Below are 18155 nucleotides of genomic sequence, written 5' to 3' on the forward strand. Positions count from 1 at the left end.
AAACCGGACTAAGCATGCCCTTACTTACTAAGTGAAGACTTACTGGACGATCTTCGATACCGGTGCAAGGATGCGGCGCAACCTGCCAGTTCCCCCCGGTTGGAAGGAGCCTCTGCGATGCAGGGCGACCCCGAGGTCATCGAATTCCTCAACGAGCAGCTCACCGGCGAGCTCACCGCGATCAACCAGTACTTCCTGCACGCGAAGATGCAGGAGAACTTCGGCTGGACGAAGCTCGCCAAGTACACGCGCCACGAGTCGTTCGACGAGATGAAGCACGCCGAGGTGCTCACCGACCGGATCCTCTTCCTGGACGGGCTGCCGAACTACCAGCGCCTGTTCCACGTCCGGGTCGGGCAGACGGTCAAGGAGATGTTCGAGGCCGACCGGCAGGTCGAGGTCGAGGCGATCGACCGCCTCAAGCGCGGTATCGAGGTGATGCGCGCCAAGGGCGACATCACGTCCGCGAACATCTTCGAGTCGATCCTCGAGGACGAGGAGCACCACATCGACTACCTCGACACCCAGCTCGAACTGGTGGAGAAGCTCGGCGAGGCGCTCTACATCGCGCAGCTGATCGAGCAGCCGGAGAGCTAGGCGGCCTCGTCCAGCCCGGCGAGGACCGGTCGGCCCTGGTCGGCGAGGTCACGTGTCGGGCAGGCGCCCCGGCCCAGCAGCGCCTGGATGCGCCGCACACAGGAACCGCAGTCGGTGCCCGCCTTGCAGGCGGAGGCTATCTGGCGCGGAGTGCAGGCACCGTCCGCCGCGTGCTTCTTGACCTGCTGCTCGGTGATACCGAAGCAACTGCAGACGTACACGCGGTTCACCTCCCGCCGGGATAGATCAGTGGTGCCGCCCCGATAATCGGTGAGGCTAACCTAACCTTACCCGGCGCGCAGGAACCGCAAAAGTGGAGTGGGGCGCGGATCGTATGTGATCCGCGCCCCACCTCATGCCCCTGTAACAGGCGCATCCACTGCTGATCTGCTACTAGTCCCGGTACAGCTCCGCGACGAGGAACGCCAGGTCCAGGGACTGGCTGCGGTTGAGCCTCGGGTCGCAGGCCGTCTCGTAGCGCTGGTGCAGGTCGTCGACGAAGATCTCGTCGCCGCCGCCCACGCACTCGGTGACGTCGTCGCCGGTGAGCTCCACGTGGATGCCGCCCGGGTGGGTGCCCAGGCCCTTGTGGACCTCGAAGAAGCCCTTGACCTCGTCGAGCACGTCGTCGAAGCGACGGGTCTTGTGACCCGAGGCCGCCTCGAAGGTGTTTCCGTGCATCGGGTCGCTCACCCAGGCCACGGTCGCGCCGGAGGCGGTGACCTTCTCGACCAGCTCGGGCAGCTTGTCGCGGACCTTGTCCGCGCCCATCCGCACGATGAAGGTGAGACGGCCCGGCTCGCGGTCCGGGTCGAGGCGCTCGATGTACTGCAGCGCGTCCTCGGCCGTCGTCGTCGGGCCCAGCTTGATCCCGATCGGGTTGCGGATCTTGGAGGCGAACTCGATGTGCGCGCCGTCCAGCTGGCGGGTGCGCTCACCGATCCAGACCATGTGGCCCGAGACGTCGTACAGCTGACCCGTACGCGAGTCGACCCTGGTCAGCGCCGACTCGTAGTCGAGGAGCAGCGCCTCGTGGGAGGCGTAGAACTCGACCGTCTTGAACTCCTCCGGGTCCGTGCCGCAGGCCCGCATGAAGTTCAGCGCGTTGTCGATCTCCCGCGCGAGCTGCTCGTAGCGCTGCCCGGACGGGGACGACTTCACGAAGTCCTGGTTCCAGGCGTGCACCTGGCGCAGGTCCGCGTATCCACCCGTGGTGAAGGCGCGCACCAGGTTGAGCGTGGAGGCGGAGGCGTTGTACATCCGCTTCAGGCGCTCGGGGTCCGGGATGCGGGCCTTCTCGTTGAACTCGAAGCCGTTGACCGAGTCGCCGCGGTACGTCGGCAGGGTCACGCCGTCGCGGGTCTCGGTGCCCTTGGAGCGCGGCTTGGAGTACTGGCCGGCGATACGGCCGACCTTCACGACCGGCACCGAGGCGGCGTACGTCAGCACGGCGCCCATCTGGAGCAGGGTCTTGAGCTTGTTGCGGATGTGGTCGGCGGACACGGCGTCGAAGGCCTCGGCGCAGTCGCCGCCCTGGAGGAGGAACGCCTCTCCCTTGGCGACGGCCGCCAACCGGGCGCGCAGCTGATCGCACTCGCCCGCGAAGACGAGCGGCGGATACGACTCGAGGTCCGCAACGACTGCGCGCAGAGCCTCGGTGTCGGGGTACTCGGGCTGCTGCGCCGCGGGCAGGTCTCGCCAGGTGTTGCCGGCGCTCTGGCCGGTCTTAGCGTTCACGGTCACGACCTCAACATTACGGGGTCGTGTCGCGTCGTTTTCGCACGGCTCGACAGGTGAGACGCACCCACGCTCAAGTGCGCGTGGGGTAAGGTGCCTCGCATGTTCGCGCACTCGACCCAGAACTGGTGGTGGACCGCTCATCCGGCGGCCCACTGACTGCGCGTACGCAAGACTTCGCGAAGGCCGCCCGAGGGGCGGCCTTCGGCGTTTCCGGGGTCCGTTCCTCCCAGTGAACTCTCACCGAGAAGGACAACGGACCCATGCATCTGACCGACCTGCTCGACGATCCCCGCCCGTTCGCCCTGCTGCGCCGACGTACACCGGGCCATGACGAACAGGCCGTGGAGCTGCTGCTCGGCCCGGTCACTTCGTACGACCGTCTCGCCGACCTCCCCGACGAGGGCCTCGCCCTGGTCCCCTTCCGCCAGATCCGCGAGCGCGGCTTCGACGTGCGGGACGACGGGACGCCGCTCGCGGTGCTGACGCCCGAGGAGACCCACACGCTGGACCTGGACGAGGTCCTGGCCCAGCTCCCGGCGCACGACGTGCGTGTCGAACGCGGTGGCTTCGACGTCGGCGACGAGGAGTACGCCGGGATCGTCGGGCGCGTGCTGCGGGAGGAGATCGGGCAGGGCGAGGGCGCGAACTTCGTGATCCGGCGGACGTACGAGGGGGAGATCCCGGGGTTCGGAAGAGCCGATGCCCTCGCCCTGTTCCGGCGGCTCCTGGAGGGTGAGCGCGGCGCGTACTGGACCTTTGTCGTGCACACCGGTGACCGGACCCTGGTCGGCGCCAGCCCCGAGGTGCATGTGCGCATGTCCGGCGGCACGGTCGTCATGAACCCGATCAGCGGGACGTACCGCTATCCCGCCGAGGGGCCCACGCCCGAGCACCTGCTCGACTTCCTGGCCGACGGCAAGGAGATCGAGGAGCTGTCGATGGTCGTCGACGAGGAGCTCAAGATGATGTGCACCGTCGGCGACATGGGCGGAGTCGTCATCGGGCCGCGGCTGAAGGAGATGGCTCATCTCGCGCACACGGAGTACGAGCTGCGCGGCAAGTCCTCGCTGGATGTGCGGGAAGTGCTGAAGGAGACCATGTTCGCGGCGACCGTCACCGGCTCGCCCGTGCAGAACGCCTGCCGGGTCATCGAGCGGCACGAGATCGGGGGGCGCGGTTACTACGCGGGGGCGCTGGCGCTGCTCGGCAAGGACTCCGGCGGGGCCCAGACCCTGGACTCCCCCATCCTCATCCGCACCGCGGACATCGACGCGGACGGCCGGCTGCGGGTACCGGTCGGCGCCACGCTCGTCCGCGGCTCGGACCCGGCGGGCGAGGTGGCCGAGACGCACGCGAAGGCGGCGGGGGTGCTGGCGGCGCTGGGGGTGCGTGAGCAGAGGCCGCGCGAGGAAGGCGTACGTCCCCGGCTGGCCGACGATCCCCGGGTGCGGGCCGCGCTCGACGGTCGACGCTCGTCGCTCGCCCCGTTCTGGCTGCGGATGCAGGAAGCTCCCACGAAGGACGCGGAGCTCACCGGCCACGCCCTGGTCGTGGACGGCGAGGACACCTTCACGGCGATGCTCGCGCACGTGCTGCGCTCCAGCGGACTGGACGTCACCGTCCGGCGTTACGACGAGCCCGGTCTGCGCGAGGCGGTCCTCGCTCATGAGGGTCCGGTGGTCCTGGGCCCCGGCCCCGGCGACCCCCGCGACCTGACCGACCCCAAGATGGGCTTCCTGCGTGACCTGACCGCCCACGTCGTCCGCGAGAACCGGCACGGTGTGCTGGGCGTCTGCCTCGGGCACGAGCTGCTGGCGGCCGAGCTGGGGCTGGAGATCGTGCGGAAGGAAGTGCCCTACCAGGGCGCGCAGACGACGGTCGACCTGTTCGGGCGGCCGGAGACCGTGGGCTTCTACAACAGCTTCGTGGCGCACTGCGACGACGAGACGGCGGCCGAGCTGGCCGCGCACGAGGTCGAGGTCAGCCGGAGCGCCTCGGGCGAGGTGCACGCCCTGCGTGGGCCGGGCTTCGCCGGGGTGCAGTTCCACCCGGAGTCGGTGCTCACGCTGAACGGTGCCGCGGTCGTACGGGAGTTGGTGGGTCAGCTGCGCGGGACGAGCACGTTCTCCGAGCGGCGGCCGGCCCTGTAGTCCAGGACGTTGCGCACCGTGGCGTCGACGATCTGGCCGACGGCGTCCTCGGTGTAGTACGCCTGGTGGGAGGTGACCAGGACGTTCGGGAAGGTGACCAGGCGGGCCAGGGTGTCGTCCTCGATGGCCTCCAGGGACTTGTCGAGGAAGAACAGGCCCGCCTCCGCCTCGTACACATCGAGGCCGACGCCCGCGAAGCGGCCCGCGCGCAGTTCGGTGACGAGGGCGGTGGTGTCGATCAGGCCGCCGCGGCTGGAGTTCACCAGGATCGCGTCGTCCTTCATCGCCTTCAGGGCGTCGGCGTCGATGAGGTGCTGGGTCTCCGGCATCAGCGGGACGTGCAGGGTGACGAGGTCGGACTCGGCGAGGAGCTGTTCCTTGGGGACGTACTCCATGCCGAGTTCCCCGCACACCGGATTCTCGGCGACGTCCCACCCCAGCAAGCGCATGCCGAAGCCGTGGGCGATCCGGGTGAAAGCCTCGCCGATCTTGCCGGTGCCGAGGACGCCGGCGGTGCGGCCGCGCAGGTCGCGGCCCATCAGGCCGTCGAGACGGAAGTCGAAGTCCCGGGTGCGGGTGGAGGCGCGGACGATACGACGGTTGACCGCCATGGCGAGGGTCCAGGCGAACTCGGCGACGGAGTACGGCGAGTAGTACGAGACCCGGGCGACCGTCATGCCGAGCCGTTCGGCGGCCTTGAGATCGATGTTGTTGAACCCGGTGGACCGCTGGGCGATCATCCGTGTGCCGCCGGCCGCGAGGACCTCCAGGACACGGGCGCCGAGCTCGGCGTTGACGCTGGTGGAGATGACCTCGTAGCCGGCCGCGATGGGGGCGGTGTCCTCGTTGAGGAAGACGTCGAGACAGCGGACCTCGTGATGGCCCAGGAAGGCCTGCTGGATCAGGGGCTTCTCGTCCGCCTGGACTCCGAAGGCGAGAATCTCCACGCGACCCTCCGAGGTGCGCCGGAATTGTCTGATACCGGCGAATATCTCACAGACCCCTGCGGAGCCGCTCTGTCAGCGCTCTCCGCTGCCGCGGGGCCGGGCTCGGCGCGTTTCGCCCTCGTGCCGCTCCAGCAGCGCCTCCGCCCCCGGCCATCGGCCCTTCTCGTGACACCTGCGCCGCGAACGCCGCCACGGTAACCGCGGCGGCGTTCGGATGTCGCACAACGCACTTCACAGGAAGGGGAGTTGATCCCGGGCTCCGGCGTCAGCCGAAGAACACCCCGACCTCCTCGTACAGCTTCGGATCCACCGTCTTCAGCTTGGCCGTCGCCTCCGCGATCGGTACCCGCACGATGTCCGTGCCGCGCAGCGCGACCATCTTGCCGAAGTCGCCGTCCCGGACGGCCTCGATGGCGTGCAGTCCGAAGCGGGTGGCGAGCCAGCGGTCGAAGGCACTGGGGGTCCCGCCGCGCTGGATGTGCCCGAGGACCGTCGTACGGGCCTCCTTGCCGGTCCGCTTCTCGATCTCCTTGGCCAGCCACTCGCCGACCCCGGACAGCCGGACGTGTCCGAAGGAGTCCAGCGACTCGTCCTTGAGGACCGCGTCACCGTCCTTGGGCATCGCACCCTCGGCGACGACCACGATCGGGGCGTAGGAGGCCTTGAAGCGGGAGGTCACCCAGGCGCACACCTGGTCGACGTCAAAGCGCTGTTCGGGGATGAGGATGACGTTGGCGCCGCCGGCGAGCCCCGAGTGGAGGGCGATCCAGCCCGCGTGCCGGCCCATGACTTCGCAGACGAGGACCCGCATATGGGACTCGGCGGTGGTGTGCAGCCGGTCGATGGCCTCCGTGGCGATGCCGACCGCGGTGTCGAAGCCGAAGGTGTAGTCGGTGCCGGACAGGTCGTTGTCGATGGTCTTCGGTACGGCGACGACGGGGACGCCGTACTCGTCGTTGAGCCGTGCCGCCACGCCCAGGGTGTCCTCGCCGCCGATGGCGATGAGCGCCTCGACCTCCTGCTTGGCGAGGTTCTCCTTGATGCGGCGGATACCGCCCTCCGCCTTCAGCGGGTTGGTCCGCGAGGAGCCGAGGATGGTGCCGCCGCGGGGCAGGATGCCGCGCACGGCGGGGATGTCGAGGCGGACGGTGTCGTTCTCCAGTGGTCCTCGCCAGCCGTCCCGGAAGCCGACGAAGTCATAGCCGTACTCCTGCACGCCCTTGCGGACGATGCCCCGGATGACGGCGTTGAGCCCGGGGCAGTCGCCGCCTCCGGTCAGTACTCCGACCCGCATGGAAATGTCCCTTCGCCGCGGTTGCCTGTGAGGGTCACGCTAATGGTGATCCAGGTCACACAGCGATGGGCGGGAAGGGCAATTCCGGTGAATCAGCGAGTCGTTGGTTTACGCGTCGTCAAGCTGGCGCTTCTATTCGTCGTCGAGCCCGCGTTCTATGGCGTACCGGACGAGCTCGACCCGGTTGTGAAGCTGCAGCTTGCCGAGGGTGTTCTGGACGTGGTTCTGAACCGTGCGGTGCGAGATGACCAGACGCTCGGCGATCTGCTTGTAGCTCAGGCCCTTGGCGACCAGCCGCAGCACCTCCGTCTCCCGGTCGGTGAGCTGCGGCGCCTTGGGCTGGTCGGTGTCCGGGGCGGGCGCGGGCTCGGAGGCCAGCCGGCGGTACTCCCCGAGGACGAGTCCGGCGAGGCCGGGCGTGAAGACGGGGTCCCCGACGGCCGTACGGCGTACCGCGTCCAGCAGTTCCTCGGTGGACGCCGACTTCAGCAGATAGCCGGTCGCGCCCGACTTCACGGCCTCGAGGACGTCCGCGTGCTCACCGCTCGCCGACAGTACGAGAACCCGCAGCGCCGGGTTGTGCCCGACGAGTTCCTTGCAGACCTGGACGCCGGGCTTCAACGGCAGGTTCAGGTCGAGCACGAGCACATCCGGCCCGGCGGCCTTGGCGCGGCGTACCGCCTGGTCGCCGTCGCCCGCGGTGGCCACCACGTCGAAGCCGGACGCGTCGAGGTCACGGGCGACCGCGTCGCGCCACATCGGGTGGTCGTCGACCACCATCACCTTGATCGGGTCCTGGTCACTCATCGCTGTCCTGCCTTCCCCCGTGAAACCTTCGGTACCTTCAGCTCGACCTCCGTGCCCTGCCCGGGCACCGAGATCAGTTCGGCGCTGCCGCCGAGTTCGCCCAACCGCCCCCGGATCGACAGGGCCACCCCCATCCGCCCCTCCCCCTCGGCCTGCGCGAGCCGCCCCTCGGGGATGCCGGGCCCGTCGTCCCGTACGGTCACCACGACCTCGTCGGGCTCGTCCTCGACGAGGATCCACGCGCGCGCGTGCTCACCGGCATGCTTCCGTACGTTGTCCAGGGCGGCCCCCACCGCGGCGGCCAGCTCCTTCGCGGCGGCCGGGGGCAGTTCCACCGGGGCGCCGGGCTCGGCGAAGCTGACCTTGGCGGCGGCGAACGGGGCGAGCAGCGCGCGAAGATCCACGGGACCCTCGGGATCCGGCTCGTCGACGGCCCGTACGACCGCCCCCTGGGCCGCGTCCTCCGACGCCCACGAGACGGGCCTCAGCCCACCGGAGACCAGCGTGCGCAGCGCCACCTCCTGCTCGCCGGCCATCCGGCCCAGCTCGGCCGCCTCGCCGCCGATGACGGCACCGCGCCGCTGCACCATGGCGAGCACCTGGAGCACGCTGTCGTGGATGTCCCGCGCGAGCCGCTCCCGCTCCCTGGTCGCGGCCTCGATCTCCAGGGCGCGGGCCAGGGTGCGCTCGGAGGCGCGGGCGACCTCGACGACGTATCCGATGGCGATGGAGGCGACCCAGACGAGGATGACGTTGTGGACGGTGTCCCGGGCCGGTTGGCCGCGCTCGATCAGGTTGGCGACGGCGACCGGTGTGGAGGCGAACGCGGCCCAGCGCCAGCCGCCCTTGATGGCGTACGCGAGGACCGAGCCGGCGGTCCATATCGACGGCAGGGTGGGCCCGCCGGTGTCGATGTGGTGGTCGTTGACGACCAGCGGGGTCAGGAGGATGCCGGTGACCGCGACGGCGAGGTCCACGGCCAGGAAGCGCTTGGTGCAGGCGGCCTCGTTCTGGACCCGGGGCAGGGTGGCGAGCGTCCAGCCGCACAGGACGACGTAGTACGCGACGGCGATGCCCGGGCGGTCGTAGTCCTCGTAGTTGGTGGCGAACAGTCCGACCGCGTACAGCATGGTCAGCACCCGGTACCCGGTGAGCGCGCGCCACAGCGGCAGCTCCACCGACATCCTCATCACACGCTCACGCCTGGCCATGTCCCCACCCCCGGCCCCGCAGCCCCGTCAGGACTCGGAGCGTTCCTTCTCAGCCTTCGCGAGTGCGGCCTTCGCCGCCTTCTCCGCTTCCTTCTCGGCCTTCGCCGCGTCCGCGATCTGCCGCTTGGCGGCGGTCGCGTACATGTCGACGTACTCCTGGCCGGAGAGCTTCATGATCTCGTACATGACCTCGTCGGTCACCGCGCGCAGCACGAAACGGTCGTGCTCCATGCCCTGGTACCGGCTGAAGTCCAGGGGCGCGCCGATGCGGATGCCCGGCCGCATCAGCTTCGGCATCACCTGCCCGGGCGGCTGGATCTTCTCGGTGTCGATCATGGCGACCGGGATGACGGGCGCACCGGTGGCGAGCGCCACGCGCGCGAGGCCGCCCGGCTTGCCCCGGTACAGGCGGCCGTCGGGCGAGCGCGTGCCCTCCGGGTAGATCCCGAACAGCTCACCGCGCTCCAGCACCTCGATGCCGGCCTTGACCGCCGCCTCACCCGCGCCGCGCGCACCGGAGCGGTCCACGGGGAGCTGCCCGGCGCCCTTGAAGAACGCGGCCGTGAGCCGGCCCTTCAGCCCTGGCGTGGTGAAGTACTCCGCCTTGGCGATGAAGGTGACCTTGCGGTCGAGGACCGCGGGCAGGAAGAAGGAGTCCGAGAACGACAGGTGGTTGCTCGCCAGGATCGCGGGGCCCGCGTCAGGGATGTTCTCGAGGCCTTCCACCCAGGGCCTGAAGGCGACCTTCAGCGGCCCGCCGATGGCGACCTTCATCGTTCCGTACAACAACCCCGTGCCTCCTGTGTCTGTCGGTGAGACCTTAACCCGGAGCGTCGGCAAAGGGCCCGACGACCCTGGTCGGTGTCAGTGCGGTCGCGTACGGTGAACCTCACCTGGACTCGTTCACATCCTTCTCATGAACAGGAGACCGAAGGTGCCGGTCCTTGCTGGAGCCGAGCCGTTCCGCCACGAGGGCGGGGAGACAGGCGTCCTCCTCTGCCACGGCTTCACCGGTTCCCCGCAGTCGCTGCGCCCTTGGGCGGAGTACCTCGCCGAGCGCGGTCTCACCGTGTCGCTGCCTCTCCTTCCGGGGCACGGCACCCGCTGGGAGGACATGGCACTCACCGGCTGGCAGGACTGGTACGCGGAGGTCGACCGCGAGCTGCGGGCCCTGCGCGAGCGCTGCTCCCAGGTGTTCGTGGCGGGACTGTCCATGGGCGGCGCCCTCGCCCTGCGGCTGGCCGCCAAGCACGGCGACGAGGTCGCCGGAGTGGTGGTCGTCAACCCGGCGAACCGTATGCACGGCCTCGCGCCGTACGCCCTTCCGGTGGTGCGCCATCTGCTGCGGACGACGCCGGGGATCGCCGACGACATCGCCAAGGAGGGCGCCCACGAGCTGGGGTACACCCGGGTGCCGCTGCACTCCGCGCACTCTCTGCGGCAGTTCTTCCGCCTGGTCGACGGCGAACTCCCGCAGGTCACCCAGCCGCTGCTGGTCCTGCGCAGCGCCGAGGACCATGTGGTGCCGGCGGCCGACTCCGCGCGCGTGCTGAGCCGGGTGTCCTCGACGGACGTATCGGAGATCGTGCTGGAACAGAGTTACCACGTGGCGACGTTGGACCATGACGCGGAGCGGATCTTCGAGGAGAGCTTCGCGTTCATCGGCCGGCTCGCAACCGGTATCGGCAAGGAAGGGACGGCCGCACGTGGCTGAGAGCGACTCCGACCGCGAGGACCGTGAGCCGGACGAGCAGGGCGTGCCCTTCGACGAGGCGGCCGCCTGGGAGGCGATCGTCGCCGGGTACGGCGAGGAGCCGAAGGATCCGCCGGGCGCCAAGCCGTTCAAGTCGGTGGAGGACCTGGCGCTGCTGGAGCCGGAGACCAACTCCGAGGAGCCGAAGGAGGACGAGAAGCCGGAGAAGCCCGCCTCGGCCAAGCCGCTGGGCAGCTCCGTCGCCTTCGCTCCCGGTGTCGGCCCGCGTGACTACACGGCGCCCGAGCCGGTGGAGGAGGACTTCGACGAGGACGACGAGGGCCACTTCGTCCCGCCGGAGCCGCCGCCGCTGCCGGCCGCGGACACCACCGCGAAGTTCGCGTGGCTGGCTGTCCTGGGCGGCCCCCTGCTGCTCCTGCTGGCGATACTGCTCAGCTGGGACATGACCTGGTGGCTCGCCACCATCGGCATCGGCGGTTTCCTGGGCGGGTTCGCGACGCTGGTGATGCGGATGCGGACGGATGAGGACGAGGACGACGACCCGGGGCGCGGGGCGGTCGTCTGAGTCTCAGCCCGCCGGAACTCTGAGGGTGGCCAGGACCGGAAGATGGTCCGTGGCCGCCCTCAAGTCTGTTCCGGTGACGCCGGGGAGTTCGAGCGGTACGCCGCAGCCGAGCACCTCGATGCCCTTCGTCGCGAAGATCGCGTCGATGCGCTGGTGGGGTTCGGTGCGGATCCAGGTGTGCTCGGCGCCGTCGGGGGCCGTGGCCCAGCAGTCCTGGAGGGTGTCGGAGAGACGGGTGAACGTGCGGCCGCCGGGGCGTTCGTTGAGGTCGCCGCCCGCGATCGCGTGCTCCACGCCCAGTGCGGCCAGGCGGTCCAGGAGCATGCCGCCCTGCTCGTAGCGCTCGTCCTTCCGCAGGGAGAGATGGCAGCTGAGTACGCCGAGGCGGGCGCCGCCGATCCGGACGACCGCGGTGGCGAAGCCGCGTCGGTGCTGTCCCGGGGTGAGCGGGAGAAGGACGTCTTCCGTGCGCTCGACCGTGGTGCGGAGGTTGCACAGGATCGCCGGTCCCGCGGCTGTGGCGCCGCCGGTGAGGGTCACGAGGTCCGCCGCGCGGGCCAGGCGGGCGAGTTTCTTGCGCCAGCGGAAGAAGCGGGGGGCTTCCTGGACGAGGACGAGGTCCGGGGCGCAGGCGCGGATGACTCTGGCCAGTGCTTCGGTGTCGTCCCTCATGGAGCGGACGTTGTAGCTCAGGACTCGGACGAGCGTGGAATCGTCGAATGCCATGGGGTGATTTTTGCGCCTGAAGGCTCGGGGCGCGAGGTGTGTGCGCGACTGCCGGATCGTCGTGGCTCGTCGCGCCCACGCGGCGGAGCCGCATGTTTTATACAGCCCCGCGCCCCTGAGTGGGCCACCGCGCCCCCGATCACATGATCGGGTCGGGCTCCCTTGCCAGGTCCGCCGCGCCCACCAGTCCGGCCTTGTTCCCGAGCTGGGCCGCGATCACATCCGCCACCGGGCGCCAGTTGCCGCCGACGAGCCAGCGCTTGTAGGACTTGCGGATCGGGTCGAGGACCAGTTCGCCCTCGTCCGAGAGGCCGCCGCCGACGATGAAGGCCGACGGGTCGAAGAGGGAGGCGAGGTCGGCGAGGCCGGCGCCGGCCCAGCGGGCGAGCTCACGGTAGGAGTCCACGGCGACCGGGTCGCCCTGCCGGGCGGCCATGGAGATGTGCTTGCCCTCGATGCCGTCGGGGCTGCCGTCACCGAGGCCGAGAAGGAGCTCGGCGTTCTCCGGGGTGGCGTTGGCGCGCTGCTTGGCGTACCTCACCAGCGCACGCCCCGACGCGTACTGCTCCCAGCAGCCCTGCGAGCCGCAGCCGCACAGCAGGCCGTCCGGGACCATCCGGATGTGGCCGAACTCGGCGGCGACACCGAAGTGGCCGCGGCGCAGCTTGTTGCCGATGATGATGCCGCCACCGAGGCCGGTGCCGAGCGTGATGCAGATGACGTTGCGGTGGCCCTTGCCGGCGCCGAACTTGTACTCGCCCCACGCGGCCGCGTTGGCGTCGTTCTCGACGACGACGGGGAGGCCCACGCGGGCCTCGACCTTGTCCTTCAACGGCTCGTTGCGCCAGTCGATGTTGGGGGCGAAGTAGACCTCCGAGCGCTGCCGGTTGACGTAACCGGCCGCACCGATACCCACGCCGACGATCTCGTGCCCGGCGCGCGCGCCGTCCACCGCGGAGGCGATGGCGTCCACGATGCCCTCGGGCGTGCCCGGGGTCGGCACCTTGTGGGTCGAGAGGATGTTGCCTTCCTCATCGACCACGCCGGCCGCGATCTTCGTGCCGCCGATATCGACGCCGATGGTGAGTCCCATGAATCCCTCAGTTTCGGTCGAGCCCCGCTACGGCCCACCGTACCCGAGGGCCTGCCGCCAGACTCCCGTCGTCCACCCGAGGGGCGCTCTAGTCCAGGTCGATGCGCTCCCCGGGGCCGGAGTCGTCGCCCCGGTCCTGGCGGGGCTTTTCCGGGTCCTTCTGATCGGTGTTCCGCTGGGTCCAGCGCTGCTCCTGGGCCTGGACGGCGGAGCGGTAGGCGGCGAGCAGTTCGGTGCCCGCCGCGGCGAGGTGGTCGAAGACGTCGGGGTTGCGCTCGATGACGGGCTCGACGGCGGCCTTGGCCTGTTGGACGACCTGGTGCACCACCTGCTGGGCGGCGGGTCCCGCGACCGCTCCGAAGAGGGGCGACTGGATCGAGGACAGCTTGTCGCTGACGGCGTCGACGAGCTTGCGCAGCTCCTCGGCGGCCGAGCCCGCGGGCTGGCCGTACTCGGCGCGACGGCGGGCCTTCTCCGCCGCGAGATCCTCGGCACACGCCGTCGCCCAGGCGTCGGCGTCGGTGGCCCGCACCTCGTCGACAGCCTCACGACCGACGGCGTCTGACGGGGGGAGCTCTTCGCTCATGACGGACTCCTGACTGCGGTTCGTCCCTACGACGTTACCCGAATGGGCGTACCACGTTCACCGTGTCTCCGGCCAGAGGTCGGGGTCCGGCGCGAACCGGATGCACAGTTCTCCGTCGCGCAGGGCGGCGCCGGCGACGGTGCAGCGCCGCAGGGCGGAGGGAAGGGGCACGATACGGCGGAACTGTCCGGCGGTGACCACGAGTTCGTCGCCGCGCCGGATGAGGTCGAGCTCGTCGCGTATCGCGCCGGGGAGCGGGATGCGCCATACGAAGACCCGGCTGACGCCGTCGTCGGCGAGGCGGTCGTCGATGGACCACTCGACGGCGGAGGTGGCGTCGTCGACACCGGGGACGGTGAGGGCGGCGAGGTCGTCGGTGCCGCGCGGGTCGTGACCGAGGTGGCGGACCGGTCGTACGTCGTGGGTCTCCTGCCACTCCTCCAGCGCTTTGCGCTGCTGGGCGGCGAGACCGGCGAGCCAGGTGTCGTGCGCCTGCTCGGGCAGGACCCGGTTGGCCACCAGGACGTCGGGGCGCAGACCGCGCAGGGCGAGGGCGAGGCCGGCGGAGCGCACGGCGTCGGCGCCGGCCGGGCCGGGCTCGGTGACCAGCCGTACGACGGTGTTCCGGTCCGTGACGACCGCTTCGACCGCGGCCAGTTCCGTGTCCCACCGCGCGGCGGTCTCGTACAGCCACTCCGAGGGCATCGGCACCCCGGCCAGCCGTCCGAGCATGGGCCGCAGCGCACGGGCCGCCTGTCGCTCGGGCGGCAGGAGACGGCGCAGATAGCGGCGGAGTTCCTCGGGGAGGGCGAGCAGCGCGAGCGCCTGCGGCGTGGGCGGAAGGTCCACGACGAGCAGTTCGTGCCGCTCGGAGAGGGCCGCGTCGCGCAGGGCGCGCAGCAGGGTCAGTTCCTCGGCGCCGGGGAGGGGGGTGACCTCCTCGGCGTCCAGCCGGGAAGCACCGAGAAGATCGAGAACGTTGGCGGCACGCTCCTGGAAGGCGGCGAGGTCGTCCCGGAACCCGGCGGTGGCGTCGGGCCGCCACGCGGTGAGCCCCTCACGGACCTGCACCGGGGCCGCCCCGGTCGCCGTTCCGAGCACCGCGCCGAGGCTGTCGGTGCGATCGGCGCTCAGCACGAGCGTGCGAACGCCGGACAGGGCGGCGGCGAGAGCGGTGGCGGCCGCGACGGTCGTACGACCGCTACCGCCAGGCCCGGTGATCAGGAGGGTGCGCATGGGACTGAACGGTAGTCCCCTTACTTCGTCCCCGACTCCACCCGCTTCTTCAGCCCGGCCAGCGCGCGGTCGATGATGACCTTCTCGGCCTTGCGCTTGATCATCCCGAGCATCGGGATCTTGACGTCGACCGTCAGCAGATAGGTGACCTCGGTCGACCCGCTGCCCACCGGCTTCAGGATGTACGACCCGTCCAGCGACCGCAGCATCTGGGACTTCACGAGCGTCCAGGAGACCTCGTTGTCACCGGTCCACGTGTATCCCAGGACCTGGTCGTCCTTGATCGCCCCCGCGTCCATGACGAGCCGCACCTGCTCGGCACGCCCCTGTGCGTCGGTCGCGAGGACCTCCGCCTCCTTCACCTCGCCGGTCCAGTCCGGGTAGCGGGCGAAGTCGGCGATCACCCCCATGACATCGGCCGGTGCCGCCTCGATCGTGATGCTCGAGCTGGTATGTTCCGCCATCGCTGTGGCTCCTCCAGATGCGGGCCGGTAGGGCAGGTCGTGCTGCGCACGTGTGTGCAGCGTGAAGGCTACCGCGCACGTGAGCGCCCGACTTCACCGCCCACTCACCATTCCAGGGCCCAGGGCCTGCCGCTCCCCGCGAAGTGCCCCACGTTGACGCACTCGGTCGCCCCGATCCGCATCCGTCGCACCAGTGGCTGGTGGACGTGCCCGAACAGGGCGTACCGGGGCCGGGTGCGCCGGATCGCGTCCAGCAGCGCCCGGCTGCCCCGCTCGAAACGGCGCGCGACGGTGTCGTAGACCAGCTCCGGCACCTCGGGCGGGATGTGTGTGCACAGCACGTCGACCTCGCCGACCGCCTCGATCTTCGCCGCGTACTCCTCGTCGCTGATCTCGTACGGCGTGCGCATCGGGGTCCTGAGCCCGCCGCCCACGAATCCGAACACCCGTCCTCCGATCTCCACCCGCTCGCCGTCCAGCACGGTGGTGCCCGGTCCGGCGTACTCGGGCCACAGGGGCGGCATGTCGACGTTGCCGTAGGTGGCGTACGTCGGTGTCGGGAAGGCCGCGAACATCTCGGCGTACTGCTTGCGTACCGCCTTCTCGATCGCGGCCGCCCGGTCGGTGCCGATGCCGGCCCACAGCCGGGCGCCGAACTCACGGGCCTCCTCGAAGCGGCGGGCGGTGCGCAGTTCCACGATGCGGTCGGCGTTCTCCGTTCCGAACAGGTCGGGGAAGATGCCGCGCGAGTGGTCGGCGTAGTCGAGGAAGAGGACCAGATCACCCAGACAGATCAGGGCGTCCGCGCCCTCGCCGGCTCTGGCCAGGTCACGGGCGTTGCCGTGCACGTCGCTGACCACATGTACGCGTGTCCTCCGGTTACCGGCCGGTGTGGGTGCCATGGCGATCAAGGGTAGGCGTGTGCGGCATACGTGAACAGTGCCGATGGCGCCTGCGGTTACTGGCTAGTCATCAAATGGGTGGACTACTGTGCGCGAAAAGAAGCACCAATCTGTGTGACGCAGCGAACATCTCGCCGGACCCCCCTGTCGGAGACGCCATACCGGCGGGTAACGTCCGGGCAGTCCAGTCGTGCTCAGGATTTCAACAAGTGGCGCAACCACCGAAGATCCCGAGCACCTGCCCGAGCCTTGGACCGCACCGTCGCATCGCACAACGTCGTGGCGCCGGCGCCCTATGAGGAGCAGCAGTCTTGCGCGAGTTCAGCCTTCCGGCTTTGTACGAGGTCCCTGCGGACGGCAACCTCACGGACATCGTCCGTAGAAACGCCGCGCAGCATCCCGACGTCGCCGTGATCGCCCGCAAGGTGGGCGGTGTCTGGCAGGACGTGACCGCCACGACCTTCCTGGCCGAGGTCCACGCCGCCGCCAAGGGGCTCATCGCCTCCGGTGTCCAGCCCGGCGACCGGGTCGGCCTGATGTCGCGCACCCGCTACGAGTGGACGCTGCTCGACTTCGCGATCTGGTGCGCGGGCGCGATCACCGTGCCGGTGTACGAGACCAGCTCGGCGGAGCAGGTCCAGTGGATCCTCTCCGACTCGGGCGCCACCGCCGTCGTCGTCGAGCTGGACACCCACGTGGCCGCCGTCGAGTCGGTGCGCGACGGGCTGCCCGCCCTCAAGCACGTCTGGCAGATCGACGCCGGGGGCGTGGAGGAGCTGGGCCGGCTCGGCAAGGACATCAGCGACGCCGCCGTCGAGGAGCGCAGCTCGCTCGCCAAGGCCGACGACCCGGCGACCATCGTCTACACGTCCGGCACCACCGGCCGCCCCAAGGGCTGTGTGCTGACCCACCGCAGCTTCTTCGCGGAGTGCGGGAACATCGTGGAGCGCCTGCGCCCGCTCTTCCGCACCGGCGAATGCTCCGTCCTGCTCTTCCTGCCGCTCGCGCACGTCTTCGGCCGCCTCGTGCAGATCGCCCCGATGATGGCGCCGATCAAGCTGGGGACCGTCCCGGACATCAAGGACCTCACCAACGAGCTGGCCTCCTTCCGGCCGACCCTGATCCTCGGTGTCCCGCGCGTCTTCGAGAAGGTCTACAACTCGGCCCGGGCCAAGGCGCAGGCGGACGGCAAGGGCAAGATCTTCGACAAGGCCGCGGACACCGCGATCGCGTACAGCAAGGCGCTGGACACCCCCTCGGGCCCGTCGCTGGGTCTGAAGATCAAGCACAAGACCTTCGACAAGCTGGTCTACAGCAAGCTGCGCGCGGTCCTGGGCGGCAAGGGCGAGTTCGCCATCTCCGGCGGCGCCCCGCTCGGTGAGCGCCTCGGTCACTTCTTCCGCGGCATCGGCTTCACGGTCCTGGAGGGCTACGGCCTGACCGAGTCCTGCGCGGCCACCGCCTTCAACCCCTGGGACCGCCAGAAGATCGGCACGGTCGGCCAGCCGCTGCCCGGCTCGGTGATCCGGATCGCGGACGACGGCGAGGTCCTGCTGCACGGCGAGCACCTGTTCACGGGGTACTGGAACAACCCGGGCGCGACCGAGGAGGCGCTGGCCGACGGCTGGTTCCACACCGGTGACATCGGCACCCTCGACGAGGACGGCTACCTCAGGATCACCGGCCGCAAGAAGGAGATCATCGTCACCGCGGGCGGCAAGAACGTCGCGCCGGCCGTGATCGAGGACCGCATCCGCGCGCACGCGCTGGTCGCGGAGTGCATGGTGGTGGGCGACGGACGGCCGTTCGTGGGCGCGCTGATCACCATCGACGAGGAGTTCCTGGGCCGCTGGGCGGCCGAGCACGGCAAGCCGGCGGGTGTCACCGCGGCGTCGCTGGTCGACGACCCGGATCTGAACGCGGCGATCCAGGCCGCGATCGACGACGGCAACGCCGCGGTGTCGAAGGCGGAATCGGTGCGGAAGTTCCGCATTCTCTCCTCCCAGTTCACGGAGGACTCGGGCCACCTGACGCCGTCCCTGAAGCTCAAGCGCAACGTGGTGGCGAAGGATTACGCGGACGAGGTCGAGGCGATCTACCAGAAGTAGCAGGCTCGCTGAAAG

The 18155-nt window shown here is 70.0% G+C and carries 19 protein-coding genes; 6 read left to right on the forward strand and 13 right to left on the reverse strand.

The window, feature by feature from the left end; translation table 11 throughout:
• Nucleotides 1-117: 117 nt before the first annotated feature.
• The gene (gene bfr / locus ACIOHP_RS17495; protein ID WP_030596293.1) at nucleotides 118-597 is read left to right on the forward strand and encodes a bacterioferritin; all 480 of its coding nucleotides are present in this window, start codon (nucleotides 118-120) and stop codon (nucleotides 595-597) included.
• On the opposite strand, the gene ACIOHP_RS17500 is transcribed toward bfr, so the two are convergent.
• Complete coding sequence (locus ACIOHP_RS17500) at nucleotides 594-827, reverse strand: (2Fe-2S)-binding protein (RefSeq protein WP_361488564.1); 234 nt, start codon at nucleotides 825-827, stop codon at nucleotides 594-596. The two genes, bfr and ACIOHP_RS17500, sit on opposite strands and share 4 nt — an antisense overlap.
• Nucleotides 828-990: 163 nt before the next feature.
• A complete protein-coding gene (locus tag ACIOHP_RS17505) occupies nucleotides 991-2340 on the reverse strand; it encodes a class II 3-deoxy-7-phosphoheptulonate synthase (RefSeq protein ID WP_307031984.1) in 1350 nt (449 codons plus the stop codon).
• Between the two features lie 96 nt (nucleotides 2341-2436).
• On the opposite strand from ACIOHP_RS17505, the gene ACIOHP_RS17510 reads away from it, so the two are divergent.
• Nucleotides 2437-2493 (forward strand): trp operon leader peptide, encoded by a 57-nt coding sequence (locus ACIOHP_RS17510; protein WP_071528813.1) that lies wholly within the window; start codon nucleotides 2437-2439, stop codon nucleotides 2491-2493.
• Between the two features lie 104 nt (nucleotides 2494-2597).
• Nucleotides 2598-4487 (forward strand): anthranilate synthase family protein, encoded by a 1890-nt coding sequence (locus tag ACIOHP_RS17515; protein ID WP_401888325.1) that lies wholly within the window; start codon nucleotides 2598-2600, stop codon nucleotides 4485-4487.
• Here ACIOHP_RS17515 and ACIOHP_RS17520 read toward each other — a convergent pair.
• The 5 genes from ACIOHP_RS17520 to ACIOHP_RS17540 form a co-directional block, all read right to left on the reverse strand.
• Nucleotides 4439-5434 carry a 2-hydroxyacid dehydrogenase gene (locus ACIOHP_RS17520; RefSeq protein WP_401888327.1) on the reverse strand — a complete coding sequence of 332 codons (996 nt, stop codon included), beginning with the start codon at nucleotides 5432-5434 and terminating at the stop codon, nucleotides 4439-4441. The two genes, ACIOHP_RS17515 and ACIOHP_RS17520, sit on opposite strands and share 49 nt — an antisense overlap.
• A gap of 265 nt (nucleotides 5435-5699) precedes the next feature.
• Nucleotides 5700-6728 carry a 6-phosphofructokinase gene (locus ACIOHP_RS17525; RefSeq protein ID WP_361488576.1) on the reverse strand — a complete coding sequence of 343 codons (1029 nt, stop codon included), beginning with the start codon at nucleotides 6726-6728 and terminating at the stop codon, nucleotides 5700-5702.
• A gap of 132 nt (nucleotides 6729-6860) precedes the next feature.
• Complete coding sequence (locus ACIOHP_RS17530; protein WP_361545334.1) at nucleotides 6861-7535, reverse strand: response regulator transcription factor; 675 nt, start codon at nucleotides 7533-7535, stop codon at nucleotides 6861-6863.
• A complete protein-coding gene (gene macS / locus ACIOHP_RS17535; protein ID WP_401888331.1) occupies nucleotides 7532-8746 on the reverse strand; it encodes a MacS family sensor histidine kinase in 1215 nt (404 codons plus the stop codon). Before macS ends, ACIOHP_RS17530 begins: the two co-directional genes overlap by 4 nt.
• Before the next feature lie 27 nt (nucleotides 8747-8773).
• The gene (locus ACIOHP_RS17540; RefSeq protein WP_401888396.1) at nucleotides 8774-9520 is read right to left on the reverse strand and encodes a lysophospholipid acyltransferase family protein; all 747 of its coding nucleotides are present in this window, start codon (nucleotides 9518-9520) and stop codon (nucleotides 8774-8776) included.
• Between the two features lie 160 nt (nucleotides 9521-9680).
• Here ACIOHP_RS17540 and ACIOHP_RS17545 point away from each other — a divergent pair, with 160 nt between their 5' ends.
• Together ACIOHP_RS17545 and ACIOHP_RS17550 are read left to right on the forward strand one after the other, a co-directional pair.
• Entirely contained in the window at nucleotides 9681-10460 is a 780-nt protein-coding gene (locus ACIOHP_RS17545; RefSeq protein WP_401888398.1) for an alpha/beta hydrolase, read from the forward strand.
• On the forward strand, nucleotides 10453-11025 hold the full coding sequence (locus ACIOHP_RS17550; RefSeq protein ID WP_361488581.1) for a hypothetical protein: 573 nt from the start codon (nucleotides 10453-10455) through the stop codon (nucleotides 11023-11025). Before ACIOHP_RS17545 ends, ACIOHP_RS17550 begins: the two co-directional genes overlap by 8 nt.
• A gap of 3 nt (nucleotides 11026-11028) precedes the next feature.
• Here the strand turns inward: ACIOHP_RS17550 and ACIOHP_RS17555 are convergent, their stop codons facing one another.
• The 6 genes from ACIOHP_RS17555 to ACIOHP_RS17580 all read right to left on the reverse strand — a co-directional run bounded on the left by ACIOHP_RS17555 (nucleotide 11029) and on the right by ACIOHP_RS17580 (nucleotide 16032).
• Complete coding sequence (locus ACIOHP_RS17555; RefSeq protein ID WP_401888334.1) at nucleotides 11029-11751, reverse strand: endonuclease/exonuclease/phosphatase family protein; 723 nt, start codon at nucleotides 11749-11751, stop codon at nucleotides 11029-11031.
• A 139-nt stretch (nucleotides 11752-11890) separates the two neighbouring features.
• Nucleotides 11891-12844 (reverse strand): ROK family glucokinase, encoded by a 954-nt coding sequence (locus tag ACIOHP_RS17560; protein ID WP_351682480.1) that lies wholly within the window; start codon nucleotides 12842-12844, stop codon nucleotides 11891-11893.
• Between the two features lie 88 nt (nucleotides 12845-12932).
• Nucleotides 12933-13430, reverse strand: coding sequence for a DUF5304 domain-containing protein (locus ACIOHP_RS17565; protein ID WP_361545344.1), 498 nt, complete (start codon nucleotides 13428-13430; stop codon nucleotides 12933-12935).
• A gap of 57 nt (nucleotides 13431-13487) precedes the next feature.
• Nucleotides 13488-14666, reverse strand: a complete 1179-nt coding sequence (locus ACIOHP_RS17570) for an ArsA family ATPase (protein WP_401888337.1) — start codon at nucleotides 14664-14666, stop codon at nucleotides 13488-13490.
• A gap of 20 nt (nucleotides 14667-14686) precedes the next feature.
• Nucleotides 14687-15130: an SRPBCC family protein gene (locus ACIOHP_RS17575; RefSeq protein WP_401888339.1), complete on the reverse strand. Its 444-nt coding sequence runs from the start codon at nucleotides 15128-15130 to the stop codon at nucleotides 14687-14689.
• A gap of 104 nt (nucleotides 15131-15234) precedes the next feature.
• Nucleotides 15235-16032 carry a metallophosphoesterase gene (locus ACIOHP_RS17580; protein WP_361488594.1) on the reverse strand — a complete coding sequence of 266 codons (798 nt, stop codon included), beginning with the start codon at nucleotides 16030-16032 and terminating at the stop codon, nucleotides 15235-15237.
• 311 nt (nucleotides 16033-16343) lie between these two features.
• Between ACIOHP_RS17580 and ACIOHP_RS17585 the strand changes: the two genes are divergently transcribed.
• Nucleotides 16344-18140: an AMP-dependent synthetase/ligase gene (locus tag ACIOHP_RS17585; RefSeq protein WP_401888342.1), complete on the forward strand. Its 1797-nt coding sequence runs from the start codon at nucleotides 16344-16346 to the stop codon at nucleotides 18138-18140.
• The last annotated feature ends 15 nt before the right edge of the window (nucleotides 18141-18155 follow it).

Source organism: Streptomyces sp. NPDC087859, assembly GCF_044742595.1.
Lineage (GTDB): Bacteria > Actinomycetota > Actinomycetes > Streptomycetales > Streptomycetaceae > Streptomyces > Streptomyces canus_F.

Excerpts from the sequence above, each read along its gene's own strand:
- ACIOHP_RS17530 (WP_361545334.1), bottom strand. The coding sequence starts at position 7,535 with ATGAGTGACCAGGACCCGATCAAGGTGATGGTGGTCGACGACCACCCG.
- macS (WP_401888331.1), bottom strand. The coding sequence starts at position 8,746 with ATGGCCAGGCGTGAGCGTGTGATGAGGATGTCGGTGGAGCTGCCGCTG.
- ACIOHP_RS17575 (WP_401888339.1), bottom strand. The coding sequence starts at position 15,130 with ATGGCGGAACATACCAGCTCGAGCATCACGATCGAGGCGGCACCGGCC.
- ACIOHP_RS17560 (WP_351682480.1), bottom strand. The coding sequence starts at position 12,844 with ATGGGACTCACCATCGGCGTCGATATCGGCGGCACGAAGATCGCGGCC.
- ACIOHP_RS17525 (WP_361488576.1), bottom strand. The coding sequence starts at position 6,728 with ATGCGGGTCGGAGTACTGACCGGAGGCGGCGACTGCCCCGGGCTCAAC.
- ACIOHP_RS17580 (WP_361488594.1), bottom strand. The coding sequence starts at position 16,032 with ATGGCACCCACACCGGCCGGTAACCGGAGGACACGCGTACATGTGGTC.
- ACIOHP_RS17565 (WP_361545344.1), bottom strand. The coding sequence starts at position 13,430 with ATGAGCGAAGAGCTCCCCCCGTCAGACGCCGTCGGTCGTGAGGCTGTC.
- bfr (WP_030596293.1), top strand. The coding sequence starts at position 118 with ATGCAGGGCGACCCCGAGGTCATCGAATTCCTCAACGAGCAGCTCACC.
- ACIOHP_RS17515 (WP_401888325.1), top strand. The coding sequence starts at position 2,598 with ATGCATCTGACCGACCTGCTCGACGATCCCCGCCCGTTCGCCCTGCTG.
- ACIOHP_RS17555 (WP_401888334.1), bottom strand. The coding sequence starts at position 11,751 with ATGGCATTCGACGATTCCACGCTCGTCCGAGTCCTGAGCTACAACGTC.
- ACIOHP_RS17570 (WP_401888337.1), bottom strand. The coding sequence starts at position 14,666 with ATGCGCACCCTCCTGATCACCGGGCCTGGCGGTAGCGGTCGTACGACC.
- ACIOHP_RS17540 (WP_401888396.1), bottom strand. The coding sequence starts at position 9,520 with ATGAAGGTCGCCATCGGCGGGCCGCTGAAGGTCGCCTTCAGGCCCTGG.